General features: G+C 70.7%; 16 protein-coding genes. 5 read left to right on the top strand and 11 right to left on the bottom strand.

Annotated elements, in window-relative coordinates; genetic code table 11:
- Positions 1-180: 180 nt before the first annotated feature.
- Positions 181-5658: an MG2 domain-containing protein gene (locus M9945_RS14975; protein ID WP_367945245.1), complete on the top strand. Its 5478-nt coding sequence runs from the start codon at positions 181-183 to the stop codon at positions 5656-5658.
- Positions 5659-5968: 310 nt separating this feature from the next.
- Positions 5969-8038, top strand: a complete 2070-nt coding sequence (gene pbpC, locus M9945_RS14970) for a penicillin-binding protein 1C (RefSeq protein WP_367928982.1) — start codon at positions 5969-5971, stop codon at positions 8036-8038.
- 409 nt (positions 8039-8447) lie between these two features.
- Here pbpC and M9945_RS14965 read toward each other — a convergent pair whose 3' ends face one another.
- Positions 8448-9689 (bottom strand): NAD(P)/FAD-dependent oxidoreductase, encoded by a 1242-nt coding sequence (locus tag M9945_RS14965; protein WP_367945244.1) that lies wholly within the window; start codon positions 9687-9689, stop codon positions 8448-8450.
- Positions 9690-10000: 311 nt separating this feature from the next.
- Between M9945_RS14965 and M9945_RS14960 the strand changes: the two genes are divergently transcribed.
- On the top strand, positions 10001-11182 hold the full coding sequence (locus M9945_RS14960) for an aromatic amino acid transaminase (RefSeq protein WP_367945243.1): 1182 nt from the start codon (positions 10001-10003) through the stop codon (positions 11180-11182).
- Positions 11179-12465: a kynureninase gene (gene kynU, locus M9945_RS14955; protein ID WP_367945242.1), complete on the top strand. Its 1287-nt coding sequence runs from the start codon at positions 11179-11181 to the stop codon at positions 12463-12465. Before M9945_RS14960 ends, kynU begins: the two co-directional genes overlap by 4 nt.
- 104 nt (positions 12466-12569) lie before the next feature.
- Here kynU and M9945_RS14950 read toward each other — a convergent pair whose 3' ends face one another.
- The gene (locus tag M9945_RS14950; protein ID WP_367945241.1) at positions 12570-13553 is read right to left on the bottom strand and encodes an MBL fold metallo-hydrolase; all 984 of its coding nucleotides are present in this window, start codon (positions 13551-13553) and stop codon (positions 12570-12572) included.
- Between the two features lie 230 nt (positions 13554-13783).
- Between M9945_RS14950 and M9945_RS14945 the strand changes: the two genes are divergently transcribed.
- Positions 13784-15199 (top strand): MFS transporter, encoded by a 1416-nt coding sequence (locus M9945_RS14945; protein WP_367945240.1) that lies wholly within the window; start codon positions 13784-13786, stop codon positions 15197-15199.
- Here M9945_RS14945 and M9945_RS14940 read toward each other — a convergent pair.
- The 9 genes from M9945_RS14940 to M9945_RS14900 all read right to left on the bottom strand — a co-directional run bounded on the left by M9945_RS14940 (position 15188) and on the right by M9945_RS14900 (position 24765).
- On the bottom strand, positions 15188-15928 hold the full coding sequence (locus M9945_RS14940) for an RlmE family RNA methyltransferase (RefSeq protein ID WP_367945239.1): 741 nt from the start codon (positions 15926-15928) through the stop codon (positions 15188-15190). The two genes, M9945_RS14945 and M9945_RS14940, sit on opposite strands and share 12 nt — an antisense overlap.
- Entirely contained in the window at positions 15925-17451 is a 1527-nt protein-coding gene (locus M9945_RS14935) for a Ppx/GppA phosphatase family protein (RefSeq protein WP_367945238.1), read from the bottom strand. The genes M9945_RS14940 and M9945_RS14935 overlap by 4 nt, the downstream gene beginning before the upstream one ends.
- A 148-nt stretch (positions 17452-17599) precedes the next feature.
- Positions 17600-18628 carry an NADP-dependent oxidoreductase gene (locus M9945_RS14930; RefSeq protein WP_367945237.1) on the bottom strand — a complete coding sequence of 343 codons (1029 nt, stop codon included), beginning with the start codon at positions 18626-18628 and terminating at the stop codon, positions 17600-17602.
- Between the two features lie 126 nt (positions 18629-18754).
- The gene (locus tag M9945_RS14925; RefSeq protein ID WP_367945236.1) at positions 18755-20038 is read right to left on the bottom strand and encodes a 4-aminobutyrate--2-oxoglutarate transaminase; all 1284 of its coding nucleotides are present in this window, start codon (positions 20036-20038) and stop codon (positions 18755-18757) included.
- 109 nt (positions 20039-20147) lie between these two features.
- Positions 20148-20852 (bottom strand): Crp/Fnr family transcriptional regulator, encoded by a 705-nt coding sequence (locus M9945_RS14920; protein ID WP_367945235.1) that lies wholly within the window; start codon positions 20850-20852, stop codon positions 20148-20150.
- A 68-nt stretch (positions 20853-20920) separates the two neighbouring features.
- Complete coding sequence (locus M9945_RS14915; RefSeq protein WP_367945234.1) at positions 20921-21310, bottom strand: hypothetical protein; 390 nt, start codon at positions 21308-21310, stop codon at positions 20921-20923.
- Positions 21311-21480: 170 nt separating this feature from the next.
- Positions 21481-23010: an aldehyde dehydrogenase family protein gene (locus tag M9945_RS14910; protein WP_367945233.1), complete on the bottom strand. Its 1530-nt coding sequence runs from the start codon at positions 23008-23010 to the stop codon at positions 21481-21483.
- Positions 23011-23275: 265 nt separating this feature from the next.
- Positions 23276-23728 carry a DUF411 domain-containing protein gene (locus M9945_RS14905; RefSeq protein ID WP_367945232.1) on the bottom strand — a complete coding sequence of 151 codons (453 nt, stop codon included), beginning with the start codon at positions 23726-23728 and terminating at the stop codon, positions 23276-23278.
- Positions 23729-23856: 128 nt separating this feature from the next.
- The gene (locus M9945_RS14900) at positions 23857-24765 is read right to left on the bottom strand and encodes a cation diffusion facilitator family transporter (RefSeq protein ID WP_367945231.1); all 909 of its coding nucleotides are present in this window, start codon (positions 24763-24765) and stop codon (positions 23857-23859) included.
- Between the last annotated feature and the right edge of the window lie 13 nt (positions 24766-24778).

Here is a 24778-nt window from a genome sequence, read left to right as displayed (position 1 = left end):
AATTTCACAAGTCGTTGAATTTACTTGTGAAAAACATGATAATTCCAGTCATGTTATCGTACTCCGACTCGTCCGGGGCCGTTGTCGCGATCCCGTCGCAATCCTGCGCCACCAGTTGACAAATCGCCCGCCGGCCTGCTCATCTGGCGCGAGGGACAGCAGCAGCATCCGGAGAATGCCATGACCATGCGCGCGGCCCATTTTCTGTCCGCATTTCTTTTCGCTCTCGCTGTCCTGACCGGCCCCCTGATCGTGCCTGCCGGCGCGCAGGAAAACCGCTCCGTGGTGAGGACTGAAGGCGCCGACTATTTCGGCTTCGATCTGCGCTTCGAGACCGACGTGACGCTCGACGCCTGCGAGGCAGTCTGCCTCGCCGATGACGAATGCCGCGCCTTCACCTACAACACCCGCGCGCAACGCTGCTTCCTGAAGTCCGATTATTCGACGCTGACGCCCTTCGTCGGCGCGGTTGCCGGCAAGGTGGTGACGGAGGCGGACGAGCCGGACCTCGGCGCGCCGCCGGCCCTCTCCTACGTGCCCGATTACATGACGATCGACGCACGCCGCTATCGCGCCGATCTGGCGAAGGCCGAGCCCGACGCCGAGGCCGGCATCGCCTCGCTCGCCGCCGCCGGCCGCGAGGCGCTCGACGCCGGCAACGCCCGCGAGGCCGTCGACGCCTACAAGGCCGCGCTCGCCATCGACATCGACGACACCGCGCTGTGGACCGGGCTTTCCACCGCGCTCCTCGCCGTCGAGACGCAGAATTATTCCGAGCGCGCCCAGCTCGCCCGCGACGGCGGCTCCGCCGCGCTCAACGCCTACGCCCTTGCCCGTTCGGTGACGCCGCGCGCGCAGAGCCTCGCCGCCGTCGCCAGGGCGCTCGACCGGCGCGAGCTTTCGCGTCCCGCGCTTCAGGCCTACGAGGCGAGCCTCGCGCTGGCCGACGACGCCGCGGTGCGCGCCGCCTATGCGGACCTCAAGTCGCGCAAGGGTTTCCGCGTTCTCAACCACACCGTCGACGCCGATCTCGCCGAGCCGCGCGTCTGCGTCCAGTTCTCCGAGGACCTCGTCAAGTCGGGCATCGACTACGCTTCCTTCGTCACCGTCGACGACGCCGCGCCCAAGGCGGTCTCGACCAGCGCCCGACAGATCTGCGTCGAGGGGCTGGAGCATGGCGAGCATTATCGCATCGCCGTGCGCCAGGGCCTGCCGGCCGCCATCGGCGAGGTGACGGAAAGCCCGGTCGCGCTGTCGATCTACGTCCGCGACCGCGCCCCGACCGTCCGCTTCTCCGGCGAGAACTTCGTGCTGCCGGCCACCGGCCGCCACGGCCTGCCCATGGTGTCGATCAACGCGCCGACGGCGAAGCTGAAGCTCCACCGCATCGGCGACCGCGCGCTCGCGCCGCTGCTGTCCGGCTACAATTTCCTCAACCAGTTGAGCAGCTACAACATGGACCTGCTCGACGAGAGCGGCGAGCTCGTCTGGGAAGGCGAGATCGACCTCGGCGGCGGACTGAACGAGGAAGTGCTGACCAGCTTCCCGGTCGATGAGGCGCTGCCGGAGCGCAAGCCGGGCGTTTACGTGCTGGTGGCGACCCCCGAGGGCGACCAGAGTGAATCCTGGCAGGGCAAGGCGACCCAATGGTTCGTCGTCTCCGACATCGGCCTGTCGACCTATGCCGGCGAGGACGGCCTGACCGTCTTCGCCCGCTCGCTGTCGAGCGCGAAGCCCCTCGCCAACGCCACGCTGCAACTGCTCGCCCGCAACAACGAGATCCTCGGCGAGGCGACGACCGACGCGCGCGGCCGCGCCTCCTTCACCCCCGGCCTGATGCGCGGCGCCTCCGGCCTCGCCCCGGCGGGACTGACGGCGAAGGGCGCGGACGGCGATTTCGTCTTCCTCGACATGACGCGGGCCGGCTTCGACCTCTCCGACCGCGGCGTCACCGGCCGGGCCGCGCCCGGCGCGGTCGACGTCTTCGCCTTCACCGAGCGCGGCATCTACCGCGCCGGCGAGACGGTGCATGCCGCCGCGCTCGCCCGCGACGATGCCAGCGAGGCGGTGGAGAACCTCCCGCTCACCTTCGTCTTCACCCGCCCCGACGGGGTGGAGGAGCGCCGCGTCGTCAGCGACGGGCGCGCGTTCGGCGGCCACCACGTCCCGTTCGCGCTCCAGCCCAACGCCATGCTCGGCACCTGGGCGCTCGCCATCCACACCGACCCCAAGGCTCCGGCCATCTCCCGCATCAACTTCCTCGTCGAGCAGTTCGTGCCCGACCGGATCGAGTTCGATCTTCGCGTCGCGACGCCCGAGATCGCTATCGGCGAGACGGCCGAGGTCACGCTCGACGGGCGTTATCTCTACGGCGCGCCGGCGACGGGGCTGGAGCTGGAGGGCGAGGTCTCAGTCGGCACGAAGCGCGAATGGGACCGCTTCCCCGGCTTCTTCTTCGGCCTTGCCGACGAGGAGGTCGAGGCGGTGACGACGCCGCTGGCGCTCGACCCGACCGACGAGGACGGCCACGCCGAATTCGAGGCGGCGACCGGCACCCTGCCCTTCACCACCCGCCTCCATGACGGCAAGGTGACGGTGCGCATGCGCGAGGGCGGCGGCCGTGCCGTCGAGCGCAGCGCCTCCTTCGCCATCCGCCCCGAGGCACCGGTGATCGGCATCCGCCCCGACTTTAACGGCACGGAAGTGCCGGAGAACGCGACCGCCGGTTTCCGCGTTATTGCGGTGACGCCCGAGGGCGAGCGCGAGGCGATCGAAGGCGCACGCTGGACGCTGACGAAGATCGAGCGCAACTACCAGTGGTATCGCTCGAACAATTACTGGAACTACGAGGCGATCGAGAGCGAGAGCCGCGTCGCGGACGGCCGCATCGACATCGCCGCCGATGGCGACCCGGCAGCGCTGTCCCTGCCCGTCGGCTGGGGCCGCTACCGCCTCGACGTCGAGAGCGACGATCCCGCTGGCCCCGTCGCCAGCTTCGCCTTCAACGCCGGCTGGTTCGTCGAGGCGACCTCGACCGAGACGCCGGACGGGCTGGAGATCGCGCTCGACAAGGACCGCTACGAGGCCGGCGAGGTGGCGCGGCTGAAGGTGTCGCCGCGCTTCGCCGGCGAGCTGCTGGTGACGGTGGGCGCGGAGCGCCTCTACACCACGCTCGATGCCAGCGTGCCGGAAGACGGCGCCGAGATCGAGATTCCGGTCACCGCCGACTGGGGCGCCGGCGCCTATGTCACGGCCACGCTCTACCGCCCCGGCGAGGCGAGCGAGAGCCGCCTGCCCGCCCGCGCCATCGGCGTCAAATGGCTGGCGGTCGAGCCGGTCGGGCGCAGGCTCGACGTCGCGCTCGGCGCGCCGGAAAAGGCCGAGCCGCGCGCGGCGCTGACCGTGCCCGTCGCCCTCTCCGGCCTCGCGGCCGGCGAACAGGCCTTCGTCACCGTCGCCGCGGTCGATGTCGGCATCCTGAACCTCACCCGCTACAAGGCTCCCGACCCGTCCGCCTGGTATTTCGGCCAGCGCCGGCTCGGGCTCGAATTGCGCGACCTTTACGGGCGGCTGATCGACGGCTCGGCCGGCGCGTTCGGCCGCCTGCGCACCGGCGGCGACGGCGGCGGCATGACCGTCGAGGGCAGCCCGCCGACCGAGCAGCTGGTCGCCTTCTTCTCCGGCCCGGTCGAGGTCGATGCCGAGGGCAAGGCGGAAGTCTCGTTCGACATTCCCGAGTTCAACGGCACGGCCCGCATCATGGCCGTCGCCTGGACGAAGAAGGCGGTCGGGCAGGCGAGCGCCGACGTGGTGATCCGCGACCCGCTCGTCGTCACCGCCGGCCAGCCGCGCTTCCTCGCCACCGGCGACAAGGCGACGATCCGCCTCGACATCCACAACACCGACGGCCCGGCCGGCGACTACACGCTCGCAATCGAGAAGAACGGCAAGGCCGGCCTCGATTTCGGCGACGCGCCGCAAACCGTTACGCTCGATGCCGGCCAGCGCACGACCGTCACCCTTCCGGTGACGGCGGGCGAGACCGGCGACGCCACGATCACCGTCTCGCTCGTCCATGCCGACGGAGCGACGGTCGAGCGCACGCTTTACCTCCCGGTGCGCCAGCCGGCCATGCCGCTGACCAGCCGGCGCGTCGTCAGCCTCGCCGCCGACGGCGGCTCGATCCGGATCGACGGCGGCCTGCTCGACGACAGCCTGCTCGACGGCGCCTCCGTCGCGGTCGGCGTCTCGCACGCGGCCGCCTTCGACGTGCCGTCGCTGATGACGTCGCTCGACCGCTACCCCTATGGCTGCTCGGAGCAGACGACGAGCCGCGCCCTGCCGCTGCTCTACGCCGCCGAATTGTCGGCTGCCGCCGGCATGGAGGTCGCGCCCGACCTGACGGACAGGATCGACAAGGCCATCGCCCGCATCATGACCTTCGAATCCTCGTCCGGCTCGTTCGGCCTGTGGGGGCCGGGCTGGGGCGATCTGTGGCTCGACGCCTACATCACCGAGTTCCTGACCCGCGCCCGCGAGGCCGGCCACACCGTCCCGGCGCAGGGCTTCGCCAGCGCGCTCGACAACCTCCAGAACCAGCTCTCCTACACGACGGAAGTCGAGGAACGCGGCACCGAGATCGCCTACGCGCTCTACGTGCTGGCGCGCAACCGCAAGGCGTCGATCGGCGACCTGCGCTACTACGCCGACGCGCGCATCGACGAGTTCACCAGCCCGATGGCCCGCGCCCAGCTCGCCGCCGCGCTCGCGCTCTACGGCGACAACGGCCGCGCGGAAAAGGCGTTCGCCTCGGCGCTCGCCGCGGCCGAGGCCGGCGCGGACGACAGCCTCGCCCGCTCCGACTACGGCTCCAGCTTGCGCGACGGCGCGGCGATCCTGGCGCTCGCCGCCGAGGTCCGCCCCGCCCCGGCGGTGGTGCCGGCGCTCGCCCGCTTCGTCGCGCAGGAGCGGCAGGAGAAGGACAACCTTTCGACCCAGGAACAGGTATGGCTGGTACTGGCCGCCCGCGCGGTCGCCGCCTCCAGCGAGACGATCCGCCTCGACATCGGCGGCGCGGCGCATGAGGGCGCCTTCGCCACCCGCATCGACGGCGCGGAGCTGACGCAGAACCCGCTCGTCATCGCCAACCGCGGTAGCACACCGGTCGACGCCGTCATCACCACGGTCGCCGCGCCCGCCGAACCGCTGCCGGCCGGCGGCGAGGGCTTTTCCCTCACCCGCACCTACTACTCGCTCGACGGCGAGGAGGCGAACGTCACCGAGGTGGCGCAGAACGACCGCTTCGTCGTGGTGCTGAACATCGAGGCGCACAACGAATGGCCGGCGCGCATCGCGCTCACCGACCTGTTGCCGGCCGGCTTCGAGATCGACAATCCCCGCCTCGTCGGCAGCGCCCAGCTCGGCAATTTCGACTGGCTCGGCGACCCGGAAGTCGCGCACAGCGAGTTCCGCGACGACCGCTTCGTCGTCGCCTTCGACGCCGACGGACCGGGCGACTTCACCGCCGCCTATGTCGTGCGCGCGATCACGCCCGGCACCTACGCCCATCCGGCCGCCGTGGTCGAGGACATGTATCGCCCGCAATTCAATGCGCGCACGGCCGCCGGCATCGTCGAGGTGACGGCGCCGACGCGGTGAGCGGACGGAGGCACGTCGCCATGCGCCCGCAGCAACGCCGCCGCTTCCCCTTCTCCCCGCTCGCGGGGAGAAGGTGGCCCGAAGGGCCGGATGAGGGGCAGCGACAACGTCTCGAGGACGAGACGATGGCGGTGCAGCACCTTCGCCACCCGCCGCGCCGCGCCTCACCTGCCTGCCGGCATCCTCTCCCCGTGAACGGGGAGAGGAGATACTGCCGCGACCTCCCCGCTTCTTCCTTCTCCCCGTTCACGGGGAGAAGGTGGTCCGAAGGACCGGATGAGAGGCAGCGCGAACCGGCGCAGAAAAACCGATGCGGCTGAAGCGCGCCCTCCTTGCCCTCTGCCTCACCGCGCTCGCCGGCACGGGCGCAATGGCGGGACTCGGCGCACTCGACCGCGCCTTTCCGCCGCCGCTCGATCCCCCGGCGACCGCGACCGAGATCGTCGGCCGCGACGGATCGCTCCTGCGTGCGCTGGCGACGCCGGACGGCGCGTGGCGGTTCAGGGTCTCGCTCGACGATGTCGACCCGCGCTTCGTCGAGATGCTGGTCGCTTATGAGGACCGGCGGTTCTTCGACCATTCCGGTCTCGATCCGCTCGCCTTCGGTCGCGCCGCGTTCCAGCTTGTCGCCAATCGCCGCATCGTCTCCGGCGGCTCGACCATCACCATGCAGCTTGCCCGGCTGACGGAGCCGCGCACCGAGCGCTCGCTCGCCGCCAAGCTGAAGCAGATGGCGCGCGCGCTCCAGATCGAGCGGCGGCTTTCCAAGCGCGAGATCCTCGAACGCTATCTGACCCTCGCGCCCTATGGCGGCAATCTTGAGGGCATCCGCGCGGCGAGCCTCGCCTGGTACGGCAAGGAGCCGAAGCGGCTCGGCCTCGGCGAGGCCGCGCTTCTCGTCGCCCTGCCGCAACTGCCGGAGCGCCGCCGCCCCGACCGGCACCCCGAGGCCGCCGAGGCCGCGCGTGACCGCGTGCTGGACCGCATGGTCGTCGCCGGGCTGATGGAGACGCAGGAGGCCGCGCGCGGCCGCGACCACGCCGCACCCGCCCGCCGCCGGCCCCTGCCCTTCCTCGCCGCCCATGCGGCGGAAGCAGCGCTGCGCGACCATCCCGGCGAGGGTCGCGTCCGGCTCACGCTCGACCGCCGGGCTCAGGAGGGGCTGGAGGAGGTGGCGCGCGAGGCAGCAGTGCGGCTGGGGCCGAAGGTCTCGCTCGCCATGGTGCTGGCCGACGCGCAGAGCGGCGATATCCTCGCCGAAGTCGGCTCGGCCGGCTTCTTCGACGAGGCTCGCTTCGGCTGGATCGACATGACGCGCGCGGTGCGCTCGCCGGGCTCGGCGTTGAAACCCTTCATCTACGGCCTCGCCTTCGAGGAAGGCATGGTGGCGCAGGAGACGATCATCGCCGACCGGCCGTCGAACTTCTCCGGCTACCGGCCGAAGAATTTCGACCTCGCCTATCAGGGCGACGTCTCGGTGCGCACGGCGCTGCAGATGTCGCTGAACGTGCCGGCGGTGCATCTTCTCGACGCGGTCGGGCCGGCGCGGCTGACGACGCGGCTGCGCCATGCCGGCGTCGGACTTGCCCTGCCGCGCGACGAGGCGGCTGGGCTCGCCATCGCCCTCGGCGGGGCCGGCATCTCGCTGCGCGACCTCGTCCAGCTCTATACCGGACTCGCCAATCGCGGGCTGGCGACCGCGATCTCCGACCGGCCGGCGGAAGGCCCCCGCGCCGCCGCCACCCTGCTCGACCATCGCGCCGCCTGGCAGGTGGCCGACATCCTCGCCGGCGTCACCCCGCCCGAAGGCGCGAACCAGCGCGGCATCGCCTACAAGACCGGCACAAGCTACGGCTATCGCGATGCGTGGTCGGTCGGCTTCGACGGCCGCCACGTGCTCGGCGTCTGGGTCGGCCGGCCCGACGGCGCGGCCGTGCCGGGCCTGTCGGGCTACACCAGCGCCGCGCCCGTCCTGTTCGACGCCTTCGCCCGCTCAGGGGTCGGCATCGCCGCGCTGCCGCGCGCGCCGGCAGGCGCGGCGCGCACCGCCCGCGCCGACCTCCCGGTGACGATGCGGCGCTTTGCTTCCCCGCGCGCGGTGCCCGACGACGCGCGCGTGGCCGAGCCCGCGCCGCAGATCGTCTTTCCGCCCGAGGGCGCGCGCGTCGAGCTTGGCGCGGCGCAGGGCGAGGCCGCGCCGCTGGCTCTGAAGCTGCAGGGCGGGCGCGCGCCCTTCCGCTGGCTGGCCAACGGCCGCCCGCTCGACGGCCCGACCCGCCGCCGCACCGCGAGCTGGCAGCCGGACGGAGCCGGCTTCTCGACGCTCACCGTCATCGACGCCGCCGGCCGCGCCGCCAGCGTCAAGGTGCACGTGGAGTGATGAGGGCGCGCCGACGATCGCGCAATCCCGCCAGCCCCCGCCTGGCTGCATCCTCTCCCCCGTGAACGGGAAGAAGGGGATGCGGAGACGGCGCGGCAGCTTTTCCTCTCCCCCTCTGGGGAGAGGTGGCCCGAAGGGCCGGTGAGGGGTCGGCGCCGGCGTTTTTCCATATGCTCCCGCGCCCATCCTCGGGCACTTCGCACGGCGCGGACGGCGTCGAGGACGTTGGTGCGTCACTCTCCACCGCTTGCGCCGGCCCCTCACCGCCTCGCTCCGCTCGGCACCTCTCCCCAGAGGGGAGAGGAAAAGCTGCCGCAACGTCTTCGCATTCCCTCCTCTCCGTAAACGGCAGTAGCCGGCCCGAAGGGGCGCGCGGACGGCAGGCACCGGCGGGCGATCGCTCGGCCGGTCAGGCAGCCGCCTTCGGCATCAGCGCCTTGAGGTCGGCGGCGGGGTCCTGCGCCATCTCCTTCGGCACCGGAATACCGGCGGCGATCAGCCGGCGCGCCACCATGTGGTCGCCGGCGCTGTTGACGCTCTCGACCGCGATCAGCCGCCCCGCGCGGTAGACGAAGACCGAGAACTTGCCGCTCGCCGGGTCGCCGCGTGTCACCGTCTCGTCCATGCCGAGCGACAGGCCGGCGATCTGGAGCTTGATCGGCCCCTGATGCGACCAGAACCACGGCAGCGCGTCGTAGGGCTGCGCGCTGCCCGTCAGCCGCGCCGCGACGCACTTGCCCTGGTCGACCGCGTTCTGCACCGATTCCAGCCGGATCGGCCCGTCGCCGCCATAGGGGTTGGGATGCGAGGCGCAGTCGCCGATGGCCGAGATGGCCGGGTCGGAGGTCAGGAGCAGGGCGTCGACCGCGACGCCGTTGTCGACGGCAAGGCCGGCCTCGACCGCCAGCTCGACATTCGGCACCACGCCGGCCGCGACCACGACCGCGTCGGTGTCGAGCATCGAGCTGTCGGAGAGGCGCAGCGCAAAACCTTCGCCGCGCGGGGCGATGTCCGTCGCAAGCGTGCCGAGGCGCAGGCGCGTTCCCATCTCCTCGTGGAAGGCGCGGAACGCCGCGCTCATCGCCGGTGACAGAACGCGGCCCATCAGCCGGTCCGCTGCCTCCAGCACGTCGACCGCGATGTCGCGCTGGCGCAGGAGCGCCGCGACCTCGAGCCCGATGAAGCCGCCGCCGATGATGGCGACGTGGCGCAGCGCCGGCAGCCGCGCCGTCAGTGCCCGCGCATGCGCCAGCGTGCGCAGCTCCAGCACCCGCGCCGGGTCCAGCCCCTGCACCGGTGGCAGCCGGTTGCGCGCGCCGGTGGCCAGAACGAGATGGTCGTAAGGCAGCCGCTCGCCGCTCGTCAGCACCAGCTCGCGCCGCGCGCGGTCGATGCGCTCGGCCACCGCGCCGAGCATGAGCGTTATGCCGTTGGCGGCGTAGAACGCCTCGCCGCGCAGCGGCAGCGAGGAATCCTCGACGCTTTTCAGGAACTCCTTCGACAGCGGCGGCCGCTGGTAGGGCAGGTCCGGCTCCTCGCCGACGACGGTGACGCTGCCGGAAAAGCCGCGTTGACGCAGCGCCGCGGCGGTCTCGATGCCCGCCTGCCCGCTGCCGACGATCACCACCCGCTCGATGCCCGTTTCGCTCATGCCGATGCTCCTTCGTTGCCGGGTCCGCGCCTTGCCGCCGGCACGGCGACATGAATCGCGAAGCCATGGCCGAATATAGGCTGCGAATGGCGTTCCATCACGCGGCCGCGCGCGCCTCTCCGCCGGTCTACATGCAGGGCGGCGGCCGGCGCAATGCCGCTTCGCGACGCCGCGGGCCGAATCTGTTGCGCCTGCGGCGATTTTGGAGTTTGTGGGAGCAATCGCGGAAGCCACGGAATGCCGTCCCGTTGCTCCGATCGTTTGATTTGGTCGCCGATCCGTCCGGCGGCAAGATGCTCTGGGAGGCACCGATGTTCGAGACGCTGAAGCCCGCCGCACCTGACGGCATCCTCGCCTTGATGTCGCTCTATCGCGACGATCCGCGCGCCGGAAAGATCGACCTCGGCGTCGGCGTCTATCGCGACGAGACCGGCGCGACGCCGGTGATGCGCGCCGTGCGCGAGGCCGAGCGCCGCCTGCACGAGACTCAGGCGAGCAAGACCTATCTCGGCCTTGCCGGCGACACCGCCTTCAACGCGCTGATGATCGGGCTCGTCCTCGGCGAGGATGCCGACCGCACCCGCCTGCGCGCGGCGCAGACCCCGGGCGGCACCGGCGCGCTGCGCCAGCTCGCCGACCTCGTCAGGCTGGCGCGGCCCGACGCCACGGTCTGGACGCCCGACCCGACATGGCCGAACCACCTGCCGATCCTGCGCGCGGCCGGGCTGAAGATCGCTTCCTTCCCTTATTACGACCCGGCCGAGGGCATCACCTTCGACGCCGCCGTCGCCGCGCTGAACAACGCGGTCAGCGGCGACGTGGTGCTGCTGCACGGCTGCTGCCACAACCCGACCGGCGCGGACCTTTCTCTCGACCAGTGGGCCGCGATCGCCGACCTTACTGTCAAGCGCGGGCTCGTCCCCTTCGTCGACATCGCCTATCAGGGCTTCGGCCAGGGGCTGGACGAGGACGCGGCCGGCGTGCGGCTTCTGGCGGCACGGGTGCCGGAGATGCTGGTGGCGGCGAGCTGCTCCAAGAACTTCTCCGTCTATCGCGACCGCGTCGGCGCGGCGATCCTGCTGGGGCGCAACGCGGCGGAGGCCGACGCCGCCTACAGCCAGCTTCTCGGCGTCGGGCGCGGCATCTGGTCGATGCCGCCCGACCACGCCGCCGCCTGCGTGCGCATCGTGCTGGAGGACGAAGCCTTGCGCGCCGACTGGCAGGCCGAGCTCGACGCGGTGCGCACCCGCATGCTGGCGCTCAGGCAGGGCTTCGCCGAGGCGCTGCGCCGGGCGTCGAACTCCGACCGCTTCGATTTCATCGCCGGCCAGCGCGGCATGTTCTCGCGCCTCGGCCTGACGCCGGACGAGGTGACGCGCCTGCGCGACGAGCACGGCGTCTATATCGTCGGCGACAGCCGCTTCAACGTCGCCGGCCTGCCCGGCGACCGGCTGGACGATCTGGCCGCAAGGATCGTCGCGGTGCTGCCGTGAGCGCGACCGTCGAAGCGGCCATTGCCGCCCGCAAGGCGGATACGCCGGAACGCGCGCGGGCGCGCGCGCTCGACCAGCGGGACAAGCTCGCCGGCTTGCGCGCCCGCTTCGATCTGCCGGCCGGCGAAATCTATCTCGACGGCAACTCGCTCGGCGCGATGCCGGTCTCGGTGCCGGCGGCGATTAACGGCGCGCTGACAGAGGGTTGGGCGAAGGACCTGATTCGAAGCTGGAACGGCCGCGACTGGCACAATCTGCCGGTGACGGTCGGCGACCGGCTCTCCCCTCTGATGGGCGCTGCCAGGGGCGAGGTGCTGGCGGCGGATTCGACCTCGGTCAACCTCTACAAGGCGTTCTGCGCCGCGATGCGCATGCGGACGGGGCGCGGAAAGATCGTCTCCGAGCGCAACAACTTCCCGACCGACGTCCACATCCTGCAAGGCGCCATCGCCAACGTGTTCCCTGAGGCGAAGCTCGCGCTGGCCGAGGACAGCGACGAATCCGTGCTGGCGCTGATCGACGCCGACACGGCGGTCGTGTGCCTCAGCCACGTCAACTACCGCTCCGGCCGGCTGCGCGACATGGCGGCGGTGACGAAGGCGGCGCACGCGGCCGGCGCGCTGGTCATCTGGGATTTGTGCCACTCGCTCGGCGCGCTGCCGGTCGATCTCAACGCCTGCGAAGCGGATTTCGCGGTCGGCTGCACCTACAAATACATGAATGGCGGCCCCGGCGCGCCGGCCTTCCTGTTCGTCGCCGGCCGCCATCTCGACGGCGCGCGGAACCCGCTGAACGGCTGGCAGGGTCACACCGCGCCCTTCGGCTTCGAGATCGACTACCGCCCGGCAAAGACGATGGAAAAATTCCGCGTCGGCACGCCGCCGGTCCTGTCCTACCTGCCGCTTCTGGAAAGCCTCGCCGTATTCGAGGAAACCGACATGGCGCGCTTGCGCGAAAAGTCGCTGGCACTGACCGACTTCTTCATCGAGATGGTCGAGGCGCGGCTGGCGGGGCATGGCCTCTCGCTCGTCACGCCGCGCGACCACGCCCTGCGCGGCAGCCAGGTGGCGCTGACGCACGAGAACGGCTGGCCGATCATGCAGGCGCTGATCGCCTGCGGGGTGGTGGGCGACTTCCGCGCGCCGGACATCCTGCGCTTCGGCTTCACGCCGCTCTATGTCGGCTTCGAGGACGTGTGGGGCGCGATCGCCACGCTCGAGGCGATCATGACGGGCAGCCTGTGGCGCGAGCCGCGCTTCGCGGAGCGCAAGCTCGTCACCTGAAGGCCGGTCCTAGGGCAATTCCAGCAAAAGTGCGAAGCGGTTTTTGCGTCCGAAATTGCGTAAAAACAAAGAGATAGATCGTTTCACCGTTTCCGTGAAACGATCTAGAGCAGGAACTGGTAGCTCGCCGGCACGAAGCGGTAGCCGACATCCAGCTTCTCGATGAAGCCGACGGCCGGGAACGGCATGTGATAGCCGAGGAACGGGATGCGCTCGGCCGCCACCATGTCGAAGACACGGGTGCTCGTCGCGGCCCCTGCCTCCTTGTCCATGTCGAAGCTGACATGCCAGTCCGGCCGGCGCAGCGAGGCGACATAGTGGTTCGACGTGTCGGCGGTGAGCAGCAGCCGGCGGCCCTCCGATTCGAGATGGAAGATCATATGGCCCGGTGTGTGGCCGGCCGCCAGCATGCCGGTGACGCCCGGAATGACCGCGTCGCCGTCGCCGATGAAGGTCGTCTTCTCGGCCAGCGGCACGACATTGGCCTGGACGCCGCGCGCCGCGTTCTCGGTCGGCCCCGACTGGCGCTCGTCCGCCGTCCAGAAGTCGTATTCGGCCTGCCCGGTAACGTAGCGCGCATTGGGAAAGGCCGGCTCGCCGCCCTCCATCAGCCCGCCGATATGGTCGCCGTGGAAATGGGTGAGGACGACGATCGTGACGTCGCCCGGCGTATAGCCCGAGGCTTCCAGCCGCGCCCGCAGCTGGCCGAGGCCGCCCTCGCGCGCGCCGGCCCCGAGGCCGGTGTCGAACAGGACGAGGTCGGAGCCGGTGTTGACCAGCGCCGGCGTGAACGAATTGACGAAGCGGTCGGCCGGCAGGAAGTTCTCCTCCAGCAGGGCCGAGACCTCGGCCTCGTCGCGGTCGACGCCGAAGATCGTGTGGATGCCGTCGCCCGGCCGCGTCCCGTCATTGATGGCGGTGATCTCGAATGCGCCGAGCCGGAACCGGTTGAAGCCGGGATTGCCCACCTGCGACGACGGCGCCTTGGCCTGCGCGGCCCGCATCATGAGCTGCGGCGTTGCGAGCGCCGCGCCCGCGGCAAGCCCCATCGTCAGGACGGAACGGCGATCTGCTGCAATCGTCATCATTTCCTCCCTTTCGGCTGAACGGATGAGCCAGAATGGGACCGGCGGCCTGCCCGCTCAAGGGCTTCACGGTAACTTGACCGCGCGCCGTCGGAGCGCATGGCTGCACCAAAGGCCGACCGCGCCTGCCGGTTGAACGGCTTTCCGGCTCGTGCTACCCGGCAGCCCGCGTCACGTTTCCCCCGCGTGTTTCCCTCGCCTGCCGTCGCGCGGCGCGTTCCCGGATCGCCCTGTTGAATCGCACCGTTCCCCTCGTCCTGGCCGTCGCCCTGTTCATGGAGCACATGGACTCGACGGTCATTTCGACCTCGCTGCCGGCCATCGCCGACGACATCGGCACCAGCCCGATCACGCTCAAGCTGGCGCTGACGGCCTATTACGTCGCGCTCGCCATCTTCATCCCGGTCTCGGGCTGGGCGGCCGACCGCTTCGGGGCGAAGCGCGTCTTCCGCGCCGCCATCCTCGTCTTCGTCGCCGGCTCCGTCGCCTGCGCCGCCTCCGGCTCGCTGACGGAATTCGTCGGCGCGCGCTTCATCCAGGGCATGGGCGGGGCGATGATGACGCCGGTGGCGCGGCTGGTGCTGGTGCGCTCGACGCCGCGTAGCGCGCTGGTCTCGGCCATGGCGTGGCTGTCCATTCCGGCGCTGATCGGGCCGCTGGTCGGCCCGCCTGTCGGCGGCTTCATCACCACCTATTTCTCCTGGCACTGGATCTTCATCATCAACGTGCCGATCGGCCTGATCGGCGTCGCCGTCGCCGGCCGCGTGCTGCCCGACATGCCGCCGGTGCCCGTCGGGCGGATCGACCGGATCGGCTTCGTGCTCGCGGCCATCGCCTCGGCCGGCATCGTCTTCGGGCTCTCGGTCGTCAGCCTGCCGGCGCTGCCGCCGGCAGTAGGCTTCGCGACGCTGCTGGCCGGCGCTGCCGCCGCCTTCGCCTATGTCCGCCATGCGCGCCGGGCGGCAAGTCCCATCCTCGATTTGCGGCTGCTCGCCAACCCGGTGCCGCGCATCGCCATCGCCTCGGGCTCGCTGTTCCGCATCGGCCTCGGCGCGGTGCCGTTCCTGCTGCCGCTGCTGTTCCAGCTCGGCTTCGGGCTGACGCCGTTCGCCTCGGGCCTGCTGACCTTCACCAGCGCCATCGGCTCCATCGCGCTGAAGTTCTTCGCCTCGACAGCGCTGCGGCTGATGGGGTTCCGCACCGTGCTGATCGCGACCTCGCTCAGCGGCGCGGCGCTGATGGCGGCCAACGCCTTCTTCACGCCGACGACCGCGCACTGGATCATCATCACCGTGCTGGTCGCGGCCGGCTTTTCCCGCTCGCTCTATTTCACCGCCAACAACGCGCTGGTCTTCGCCGAGATCGACGACCGGCAGGCGAGCCAGGCGACCGCGATCGCCGCCGTGGCGCAGCAGGTCTCCATCGCGCTCGGCGTCGCGGTCGCCGGCATCTTCCTCGAGGCGCACCATCTTCTCACCGGCGAGGAGACCGGGCTGTCGGCGTTCTTCACCGCCTTCCTCGGCGTCGCGGCGCTGACCGCCTGCGCGGTGTTCCCGATCCTCGGGCTGGCCCCGGAGGCCGGCCGTGCCGTCTCCGGCCATGGCGCCGGGAAGCCGCCGCCGGGCGAAGGGCCTCACTCAGGCGAGTGAGGCGTCCCTGCCGTCCGGCTCTTCCTCCTCGCCCTCGGCCCTGCCCTCGAAACCCTTGGCGAGGATGTAGAGCTCGACCGATTCCTCGCGCGAGGCGGGCGGCTTGACGTGATGGACGGAGCGGAAGCTGCGCTTGAGCATGTCGAGCAGCCCGCCCTCGGTGCCGCCCTGGAAGGTCTTGGCGAGGAAATGGCCGCCCGGCTTCAGCACCCTGACCGCGAAATCGGCCGCCACCTCGGCCAGATGCATGGTGCGGATATGGTCGGTGCGGCGATGGCCGGTGGTGGGCGCGGCCATGTCGGACAGCACGATGTCCGGCGCCTCGCCCAGCGCCTCCATCAGCCGCGCCGGCGCGTCGTCGTCGAGGAAATCCATCTGAAGGATCGTCGTGGCGGGGATCGCGTCCATCTCCAGATAGTCGATGCCGACGACGGCAGGAGCGTCCTCGCGCGACTTGACCCGCGCCGCCGCGACCTGGAGCCAGCCGCCGGGCGCGGCGCCGAGGTCGATCACCTTCTGGCCCGGCTTCAGCAGCTTGTGCTTGTCGTCGATCTCGATCAGCTTGTAGGCCGCGCGCGAGCGATAGCCGTCCGCCTTCGAGCGGTGGACGTAAGGGTCGTTCAGGTGGCGCTGCAGCCAGCGGCGCGACGATTCCTTCAGGCCGCTCTTCTTCTTTACCCGCGTCGTCAGCGCACGCGCGCCGCTGCCGCCCTTGCCCGGTTTCTTCATCGCGACACCGCCCCTCCGTGCCCCCCTTGGCGCCCCTCTTGGCGGTTTCGCCGCCACACGCCGTCATCGGCCATCAGTTCCGACAGCATGCCCTCGCGCAGGCCGCGGTCGGCGACGCGCAGGCGCTCGCTCGGCCAGCAGCGGCGGATCGCCTCCAGGATGGCGCAGCCGGCCAGCACGAGGTCGGCGCGGTCGGCGCCGATGCAGGGATTGGCGACGCGCGCCTCGAAATCCCACGACAAGAGCCGCGCGATCATGGCGTCGACATTGTCGTTGTCCAGCCACAGGCCGTCGACGCGGCGGCGGTCGTAGCGCTCGAGCCCGAGATGGACGCCGGCCAGCGTCGTCACCGTTCCCGAGGTGCCGAGCAGGTGGAAGCGCGCACCGGAGGCGAGATGGGCGAGCCGGCCGCGCCCCTCGAAGCGGTCGAGAAGCCGCGCCACCTCGCCCACCATCGCCTCGAACACGCTTTCCGTCACCTCGCGGCCGCCGAACCGCTCGGCCAGCGAGACGACGCCGACCGGCAGCGAGGTCCACGAGACGATGTGGTTGGCGAGGCGCGGCGTGCGGTGACGCGACACGTCGATCAGCGCGATCTCCGACGAGCCGCCGCCGATGTCGAACAGCACGACGGCGTCGGTGCCGCGCTCGACCAGCGGGCCGCAGCCGGACACGGCGAGCCGCGCCTCGGTCTTGCGGTCGATGATCTCCAGCTTCAGGCCCGCCTCCTCCTCGACCCGGGCGAGGAACTCGGCCCCGTTGTCGGCGGCGCGGCAGGCCTCGGTGGCGATGAGGCGCGCCTTGCGCACCTTGCGGTTGCCGAGCTTGTCGGCGCAGACCTTCAGCGCCTCGACGGCCCGGTCCATCGCCGGCTGGCCGAGCCGGCCGGTCGAGGATAGCCCCTCGCCCAGCCGCACGATGCGCGAGAAGGCGTCGATGACGCGGAACTGCCCGGGCCGGCCGGGAACGGCGACGAGCAGCCGGCAATTGTTGGTGCCGAGGTCGAGCGCGGCATAGACCGGCAACGGCGCCTGCCGCTGGGCGAAACCGGCAGCGCCCGCCCCCGGCGCGGCCGGGGGTGCGGCATGCCCGTTGGGCTGTCGCTGATGCTGGCGCTGCGGAGCGGCGGCGGCCTCGCCGGTTCCCGGCACCGCCTGTCCATTGAGCGGCCGCTGGTGCTGGCGCTGCTGCCCTGCCGCGCCAGCTGCTGTCGGTGCGGCCGGCGCGTTCGCCGCCGGCTGCGGCTGCGCCGCCGGCCCGGCCGCGCCGTCACGCGCGAACACCTTGCGGCCGCGCCGGCGCTTGCGCCGCTTCCTCGGTTGCTGCTGTGCGTGCGATTCGCCGCCCGGCGGCCTGTCCGGCGCGCCCTTGGCATGGCGGGGATGGCGACCGGAGCACGCGGGCCGCCCGCCCCTGTCGGGGTCGGGCGCGCCGTGCGCCTTCTGCGCGGCAGGGCGTTCGCCCTCTCCGCCGCCGGCCGCCCCGCCCCCTGGCGCATCCGCGCCGCGTTCGGGGTCTTTCACTGTTCCGTCCTTCGGCGCCGCGCGCACCTGACGGACGCAGCAGGCACCTTCATCTCTTGTGTTGGGAACAGAGTATCAGCGCGAACCGTAAACACCAAGTGCGCGGGCCTGCGTTTTTTTCGCCGCCGCGCGCGACCCGGCGGAAAGACTATTCCTGCGCGATGCGCACCACGAGCTTGCCGAAATTCTCGCCCTCGAGCAGGCCGGCAAAGGCTTTCGGCGCATTCTCGAGGCCGTCGATCATGTCCTCGCGGATCTTCACCTTGCCCGCAGCCACCCACGCGCCCATGTCGCGGGCGAACTCGGCATAGTCCGTGGCGTAGTGGTCGGAGATGATGAAGCCCTGCATCTTCGCCCGCTTGACGAGAAGCGAGCGCTGGAGGACCGGCATCCGGTCCGGCCCTTCCGGCAGGGCCGTCGCGTTGTAGGCGGCGATCAGCCCGCACAGCGGAATGCGGGCGTGGACGTTGATCAGCGGCAGCACGGCGTTGAACACCGCCCCGCCGACATTCTCGAAATAGACGTCGATGCCGGCCGGCACCGCTTCCTTCAGCTTCTTCGCGAGATCGGGATCGCGGCGGTCGAGGCAGGCGTCGAAGCCGAGCTCGTCGACGACGAAGCGGCACTTTTCCGCGCCGCCGGCGATGCCGACCACGCGGCAGCCTTTCAGCTTCGCGATCTGGCCGACGACCGAGCCGACCGCGCCGCTGGCAGCGGCGACCACGACGGTCTCGCCCTCCTTCGGCTCGCCGATCTTCAGAAGCCCGTACCAGGCGGTGAAGCCGGGCATGCCGAGGACGCTGAGCGCCCATGACGGCCGCGCCAGGCCGGACGGCAGCGCCATCAGGTCCGCGCCGTCCGAGAGCGCGTAATCCTGCCAGTTGCCGAAGGCGAGCACGAGATCGCCTTCCTTGAACGCGGCGTTGCGCGATTCGACGACGCGGCCGACCGTGCCGCCGCCCATCACCGCGTCGATGGCGATCGGCGTCGCGTAGGACGGGCCGTCGCTCATCCGCCCGCGCATATAGGGGTCGAGCGAAAGATAGAGGTTGCGCACCAGCACCTCGCCCTCGCCCGGCTGCGGCACCGCCGTCTCCTCCAGGCGGAAATTCTCCGGCGCGGGCGCGCCGACCGGGCGCGAGGCGAGGACGATGCGGCGGTTGACGGCTCTGCTCATGGCTCTCTCCGGGCTGCGAAGCTGCGGGCGCGCCGGGCGGAGCAAGCCGGCCGGCGCGGATCGCCCCTCCTTACCGGCTTTGCCCGGCCGGGGGCAATGCCGCGCCCCCGGTGCATGCGCGCTCGTTCAGGCCGCCGCGCCGGCCACTTCCACCATCGCGGCTTCGAGCAGGTCGAGCGCCTCGGTGAAGGTGTCGTCGGCGACGGTGAGCGGCGGCAGGAAGCGGATGACGTTGCCATAGGTGCCGCAGGTCAGGAGGATCAGCCCCTTCTCCAGCGCCTTCAGCCTGACCGCCTCGGCGAACGCCGCGTCCGGCGACGCCTCGCCGCGCTTGTTGAACTCCGTTGCCACCATCAGGCCGGGGCCGCGGATGTCGGCGATCTGCGGCACGGACTGGCGCAGGCTCTCCAGACGCTGCTTGAGCCGCGCGCCGAGCTGCTCGGCCCGGTTGCACAGATCCTCGTCCTCGATCACGTCGAGCACCGCGTGCGCGGCCGCCACCGCCACCGGGTTGCCGCCATAGGTGCCGCCGAGCGCGCCCGGGCCGACCGCGTCGACGATCTCGGCCTTGCCCGTCACCGCCGCGATCGGGAAGCCGCCGCCGAGGCCCTTGGCCATGGTGACGAGGTCGGGGGCGACGCCGTAGCGATCCATCGCGAACAGCTTGCCGGTGCGGGCGAAGCCGGTCTGGATCTCGTCGGCGATCATGACGATGCCGTGGCGGTCGCAGATCTCGCGCAACGCCTCCATCAGCGCCTGCGGGGCCGGGTAGAACCCGCCCTCGCCCTGCACCGGCTCGATGATGATCGCCGCCACGCGCGCCGGCTCGATGTCGGCCTTGAACAGCCGCTCCAGCGCCGCCAGCGAATCCGCGACCGAGATGCCGTGCAGCTCGACCGGGAACGGGATGCGGTAGACGTCGCCGACCAGCGGGCCGAAGCCAGCCTTGTAGGGCGCGACCTTGCCGGTCAGCGACATGCCGAGGAAGGTGCGGCCGTGGAAGGCGCCGCCGAAGGCGATGACGCCCGAGCGCCCGGTCGCGCCGCGCGCGATCTTGACCGCGTTCTCGACCGCCTCCGCGCCGGTGGTGACGAAGACCGTCTTCTTGGCGAAGTCGCCGGGCGTCAGCCCGTTCAGCCGCTCTGCCAGCGCGACGTAGCTCTCGTAGGGCACGACCTGATGGCAGGTGTGGGTGAATTTCTCGATCTGGTCCCTGACCGCCGCCATGACGCGGGGATGGCGGTGGCCGGTGTTGACGACGGCGATGCCGGCAGCGAAGTCGATGTAGCGCCGGCCCGACGCATCCCAGATCTCGGCGTTCTCGGCCCGCTCGGCATAGACCTGCGTCGAAACCCCGACGCCCCGCGCGATCGCCGCGCTGCGCCGGGCGGAAAGTTCACTGTCCGTCATCGTCGACCTCATTCGTCAAAGGGTTGCAACCTGATAGCCGCAACCCTCACACTCCGGCCGCGCCAGATCAAGGAGCAACTGCACCAACATGGGTGGCACAGGCGCGGGATCAGAGCCCCGCGGCCTGCGGCAGCCTGCGCCGCGCCGGCTCGCCCTGCCCCGACGCCAGCACTTCGAGGCCCTCGCGGTCGCGTATGGTGATGACCTTGGGGTGGTCGAAGGCGATGAGCCCGGCGCGCTTGAAGGCGTTGAGGCCGCGGCTGACGCTGGTCAGCGTCAGGCCGAGCCAGTCGGCCAGGTCGGCGCGGGTGAGGTGAAGCGTGAAGGTCGTCTCCCCGTCCGGCCCCGTGCCGAACTCGCCGCCGAACTGCCGCTCGAGGTCGATGAGGCAGCTGGCGACGCGCTCCGACACGGCGTTGCCGCGCAGGAGCAGCGCATGCGACTGGGCGCGCTTCAGCATGGTGCGGGTGGCCTCGGCGATCCTCGCCGGCTCCTCGGAGGCGGCTACGGCCGCAAGGCGCGTGCGCGTCAGCGCCAGGACGTTGCAGGCGGCAAGGTCGGTCAGGAAGGCGCCGACGAGATGGCCCGGCCCGAGAATGTCGAGGATCCGCCGGCCGCCGTCGCCCGCCTGCTGATAGAGGCAGACGGCCCCCTCGACGATGCGCACGGTCCCGGCGCTGCCGAGGCCGGCGGGAAACAGCGGCGTCCCGGCGGAAACGACGCGGCTTTCGGTGCTGCGCTCGTAACGGTGTTCTCCGAGGGTGAAGGTGATGGAGGGCGGCATCTCTGTGCCTATGACGGAACTGTCCAGCATGATGGGGCATCCTGACCTGCGCCGGCCACGCGGCGCGAACTGCGAAATGCTGCGGCGAGCAGCTTCATTCAGGCAGTCCGGATGGAAGGAGGGGCGCGCGGCGAGGCGTTGGCCGGCACGAGATGGCGGCCGGGCGCCTGAACCTGCGTCGGCGGCAAGTCGCGTTCGAGGCGCGGTAAAAGCCAGGCCGTCATGCCCTGCGGCACCGGCAGGGCGAAATCGGCGTTCAGGCGGCACGCCGAGCAGCCCTTGCCCATACCCGCGTTGCCGCCTTCGTCGCCGGGCAGGCAGAGCACTGGCAAGGTGCCGTCGGGAAACGCGTAATGCGTGAGTTCAAGTGAGGAGGGCTGCGCCTGGCCTACGGAAGGCGGCATGTGCGCGAAGAAGCCGATGCACAGGAGGGCGACAGCGCAGACGATGCGCAGCCACCCTGCCATGCCGGTTATCCTGTCGAGCATGCTCGGCCTTCCTTCATCGCCATTACGGCGATGGTGCCAGACTAGCGCCGCATGCCGCTATCCTGATTGACGGAAGTCAACGAAGCGGCATTTTGCCGGACAGGCAAAAAAGGCGATGCCGGAGACGGGCCGACCGCCTCCGGCATTCGGACCATTTCGCGGATGGACTGCTACTCGATGTCGAAGGAGACGCCCTGCGCCAGCGGCAGCGCGGTCGAGTAGTTCACCGTGTTGGTGGCGCGGCGCATGTAGCCCTTCCAGGCGTCCGAGCCGGATTCGCGGCCGCCGCCGGTTTCCTTCTCGCCGCCGAACGCGCCGCCGATCTCGGCGCCCGAGGTGCCGATATTGACGTTGGCGATGCCGCAATCGGAGCCGCCGGCCGACAGGAACGCTTCCGCCTCACGCATGTCGAGGGTGAAGATCGACGAGGAAAGGCCGGCCGCGACCGCGTTGTGCATCGCGATCGCGTCGTTGAAGTCGGAATATTTCATCACGTAGAGGATCGGCGCGAATGTCTCCTCCAGCACCGGACCGGACTGCTTCGGCATCTCGACCAGCGCGGGGCGGACATAGTAGGCGGTGTCCTTGCCGGCCTCCGCGACGCGCGCGCCGCCGGTGACGACGCCGCCCTCGGCCTTCGCCGCTTGAAGCGCCTTCTGCATCGCCTCGAACGCCGCCTTGTCAACCAGCGGGCCGACCAGCGCCGACGTCTCCAGCGGGTTGCCGACCGAGACGCTCTCATAGGCCTTCCTGAGGCGCGGGACGAGCGTGTCGTAGACGCTCTCGTGCACGATCAGGCGGCGCAGCGTCGTGCAACGCTGGCCGGCCGTTCCCATCGCGCCGAAGGCGATGGCGCGCAGCGCCATGTCGAGATCGGCCGAGGGGCAGACGATGCCGGCATTGTTGCCGCCGAGCTCGAGGATCGAGCGGGCGAAGCGCTTCGCGAGACGCGGGCCGACCTCGCGGCCCATGCGCGTCGAGCCGGTGGCCGAGATGAGCGCGACCTTCGGGTTGTCCACCAGCGCCTCGCCGGTGGCGCGGTCGCCGATCAGGAGCTGCGACAGGTTCGCCGGCGCGTCCGGGCCGAAGCGGGCGATGGCGCGCTCGAGGATCGCATGGGTGGCGAGCGCGGTCAGCGGCGTCTTCTCGGACGGCTTCCAGACGATCGAATCGCCGGCGACGAGCGCCAGCGCCGCGTTCCACGACCACACCGCGACCGGGAAGTTGAAGGCCGAGATGATGCCGACGACGCCGAGCGGATGCCAGGTCTCCATCATCCGGTGGCCGGGACGCTCGGTGGCGATGGTGAGGCCGTAGAGCTGGCGCGAGAGACCGACCGCGAAATCGCAGATGTCGATCATCTCCTGCACTTCGCCGAGCCCCTCGGAGGCGATCTTGCCGGCCTCGATGGAGACGAGGCGGCCGAGCGCCTCCTTGTTGGCGCGCAACTCCTCGCCGAGCAGCCGCACGAGCTCGCCGCGCCGCGGCGCCGGCACGTTGCGCCACGCCTTGAACGCCTCGTGCGCGACATCGACCACACGGCCGGTGTCAGTCGCCGACGCGACCGCGACCCTGGCGATCTCCTCGCCGCTGACCGGGCTGTGGGACGCCATCGTCCCCTTCGTCCACGCCGCGCGCTCGACGCCGAGCGCATCGAGAAGGCGTCCGGTCTCCTGCCTCACGTCAACGGTGCTGGTCATGTTCTCGTCTCCCATCGTCCTGCCGCGCGAAGGCGGCATGGTTTTCAACGTCTTGCCTTGGGGGCGTGTTATTTCCGCTGCCGGACAATAGCAACTGCCGGCCGCCGCGTAAGCGGCAACGAAGCCGAAAGCGGAGCCCATTCCGGTGCGGGACAATAGCCGCGGGGGCGGCGCGCCGATTGCGATAAATCCGACTGATCTGATGCGCGCACGGAATGAAACCGGCCTCCCCTGCGAGGAGGTCGGCCTCACACCCGGCTTTCGATCAGCCGCCGACGCTGAGGAAGATGGAGGGCGCGGCCTTCGGGTCGCGCGGCACCGCGTAGACCGCGTAGGGCTCGGGATCGCCGCCCATGCCGAGCGAACCCTGCGGCATGCCGGGGACGGCAAGGCCGGCGATGTCGGGCCGCTCGGCCAGCAGCGCCGCGATGGCTTCGAGCGGCACATGCCCTTCGAGGAAATAGCCGCCCGCCGCCGCGACATGGCAGCTCAGCATGTCGGAGGGGACGCCGGCCTGCTGCCGCACCTGCGACAGGTCCTCCAGATCGATCGTCTTGACGTCGTAGCCCGCCTCGCCGAGCGCCTGCGCCCATTCGTGGCAGCAGCCGCACCACGGCGTCTTGTAAACCGCGACCGCCTCGCCGGCGGCCGCGACGCCCGCCGCCAGCGACGCCAGCAGCAACGCGAGCCCGCCCGTCAGGGATTTCATCTTCGTCATGGCTTTTTCCGTTCCGCTTCGTGATGACGAGCCAGCATAGGACAGGTCCGGCCGCTCCTGTTTGCGGCCGATCAAGCTGCGGCCCGTGCACGATCAACTTCGCGAGAGCGGACAGGGGATAAAAGGGGTCAGGCGAACGGCACCGCGCCGGTTCCGTGCGGCAGCTTGGCCTCGTCCTCGGGCTCGACATGAATGACGACCCGCACGGAGGGGATCTCGGCCTTCAACGCCTCCTCGATGCGGTCGCAGATGGCATGGCTGTCGCCGACCGTCATCGCCGCGCTCACCACCATGTGGAACTCGATGAACGTCGCCCGGCCGGCGATGCGGGTCTTGAGGTCATGGACCTCCAGCGCGCCCTTCGAGTTGGCGGAGATGATGTCGCGGATGCGCATCGTCTCCCCGACCGGCACGGCCTTGTCCATCAGCCCGTCGAGCGACGAGCCGATGACCCGCCAGCCCTGCCACAGGATGTTGAGCGCCACGATCAGCGCCAGCAGCGGGTCGAGCATGTGCCAGCCGGTGAGCACCGCGCCGACGAGCCCGGCGATGACGCCGACGGACGTGACCACGTCGGTCATGATGTGGCGGCCGTCCGCCTCCAGCGCCGGCGACTTCTCGCGCCGGCCGACGCGGATCAAGAGCACCGCCCACACGCCGTTGATCGCGGCGGCCAGCCCGTTGACGGCAAGGCCCTCCCACGCCTGCGTCAGCGGCGCGGGGTTCTGCCAGGCCCGCCAGACCTCGGCGATGATGAGCAGCGCCGCGACGACGATCAGCACGCCTTCGAGCACGGCCGAGAAATACTCGGCCTTGTGGTGGCCGAACTGGTGGTCGCTGTCGGCCGGCTTGTGGCTGACCGAGATCGCCCACAGCGCGGCGGCGGCGGCGATGACGTTGACGATGGATTCGAGCGCGTCCGAATAGAGCGCGACCGACCCGGTCATCCTCCAGGCGGCGAACTTCAGCGCCATCACGCCGAGCGCGACGACGATGGACCAGGCGGCGAGCCGCCTTATCGTCCGTTTGCCGCTCATGCCGCCCGCTCTC

This window comes from Aquamicrobium sp. (assembly GCF_023954335.1).
In the GTDB taxonomy this organism is placed as follows: Bacteria; Pseudomonadota; Alphaproteobacteria; order Rhizobiales; family Rhizobiaceae; genus Aerobium.
This window is presented reverse-complemented; position numbering and strand designations above follow the sequence as displayed.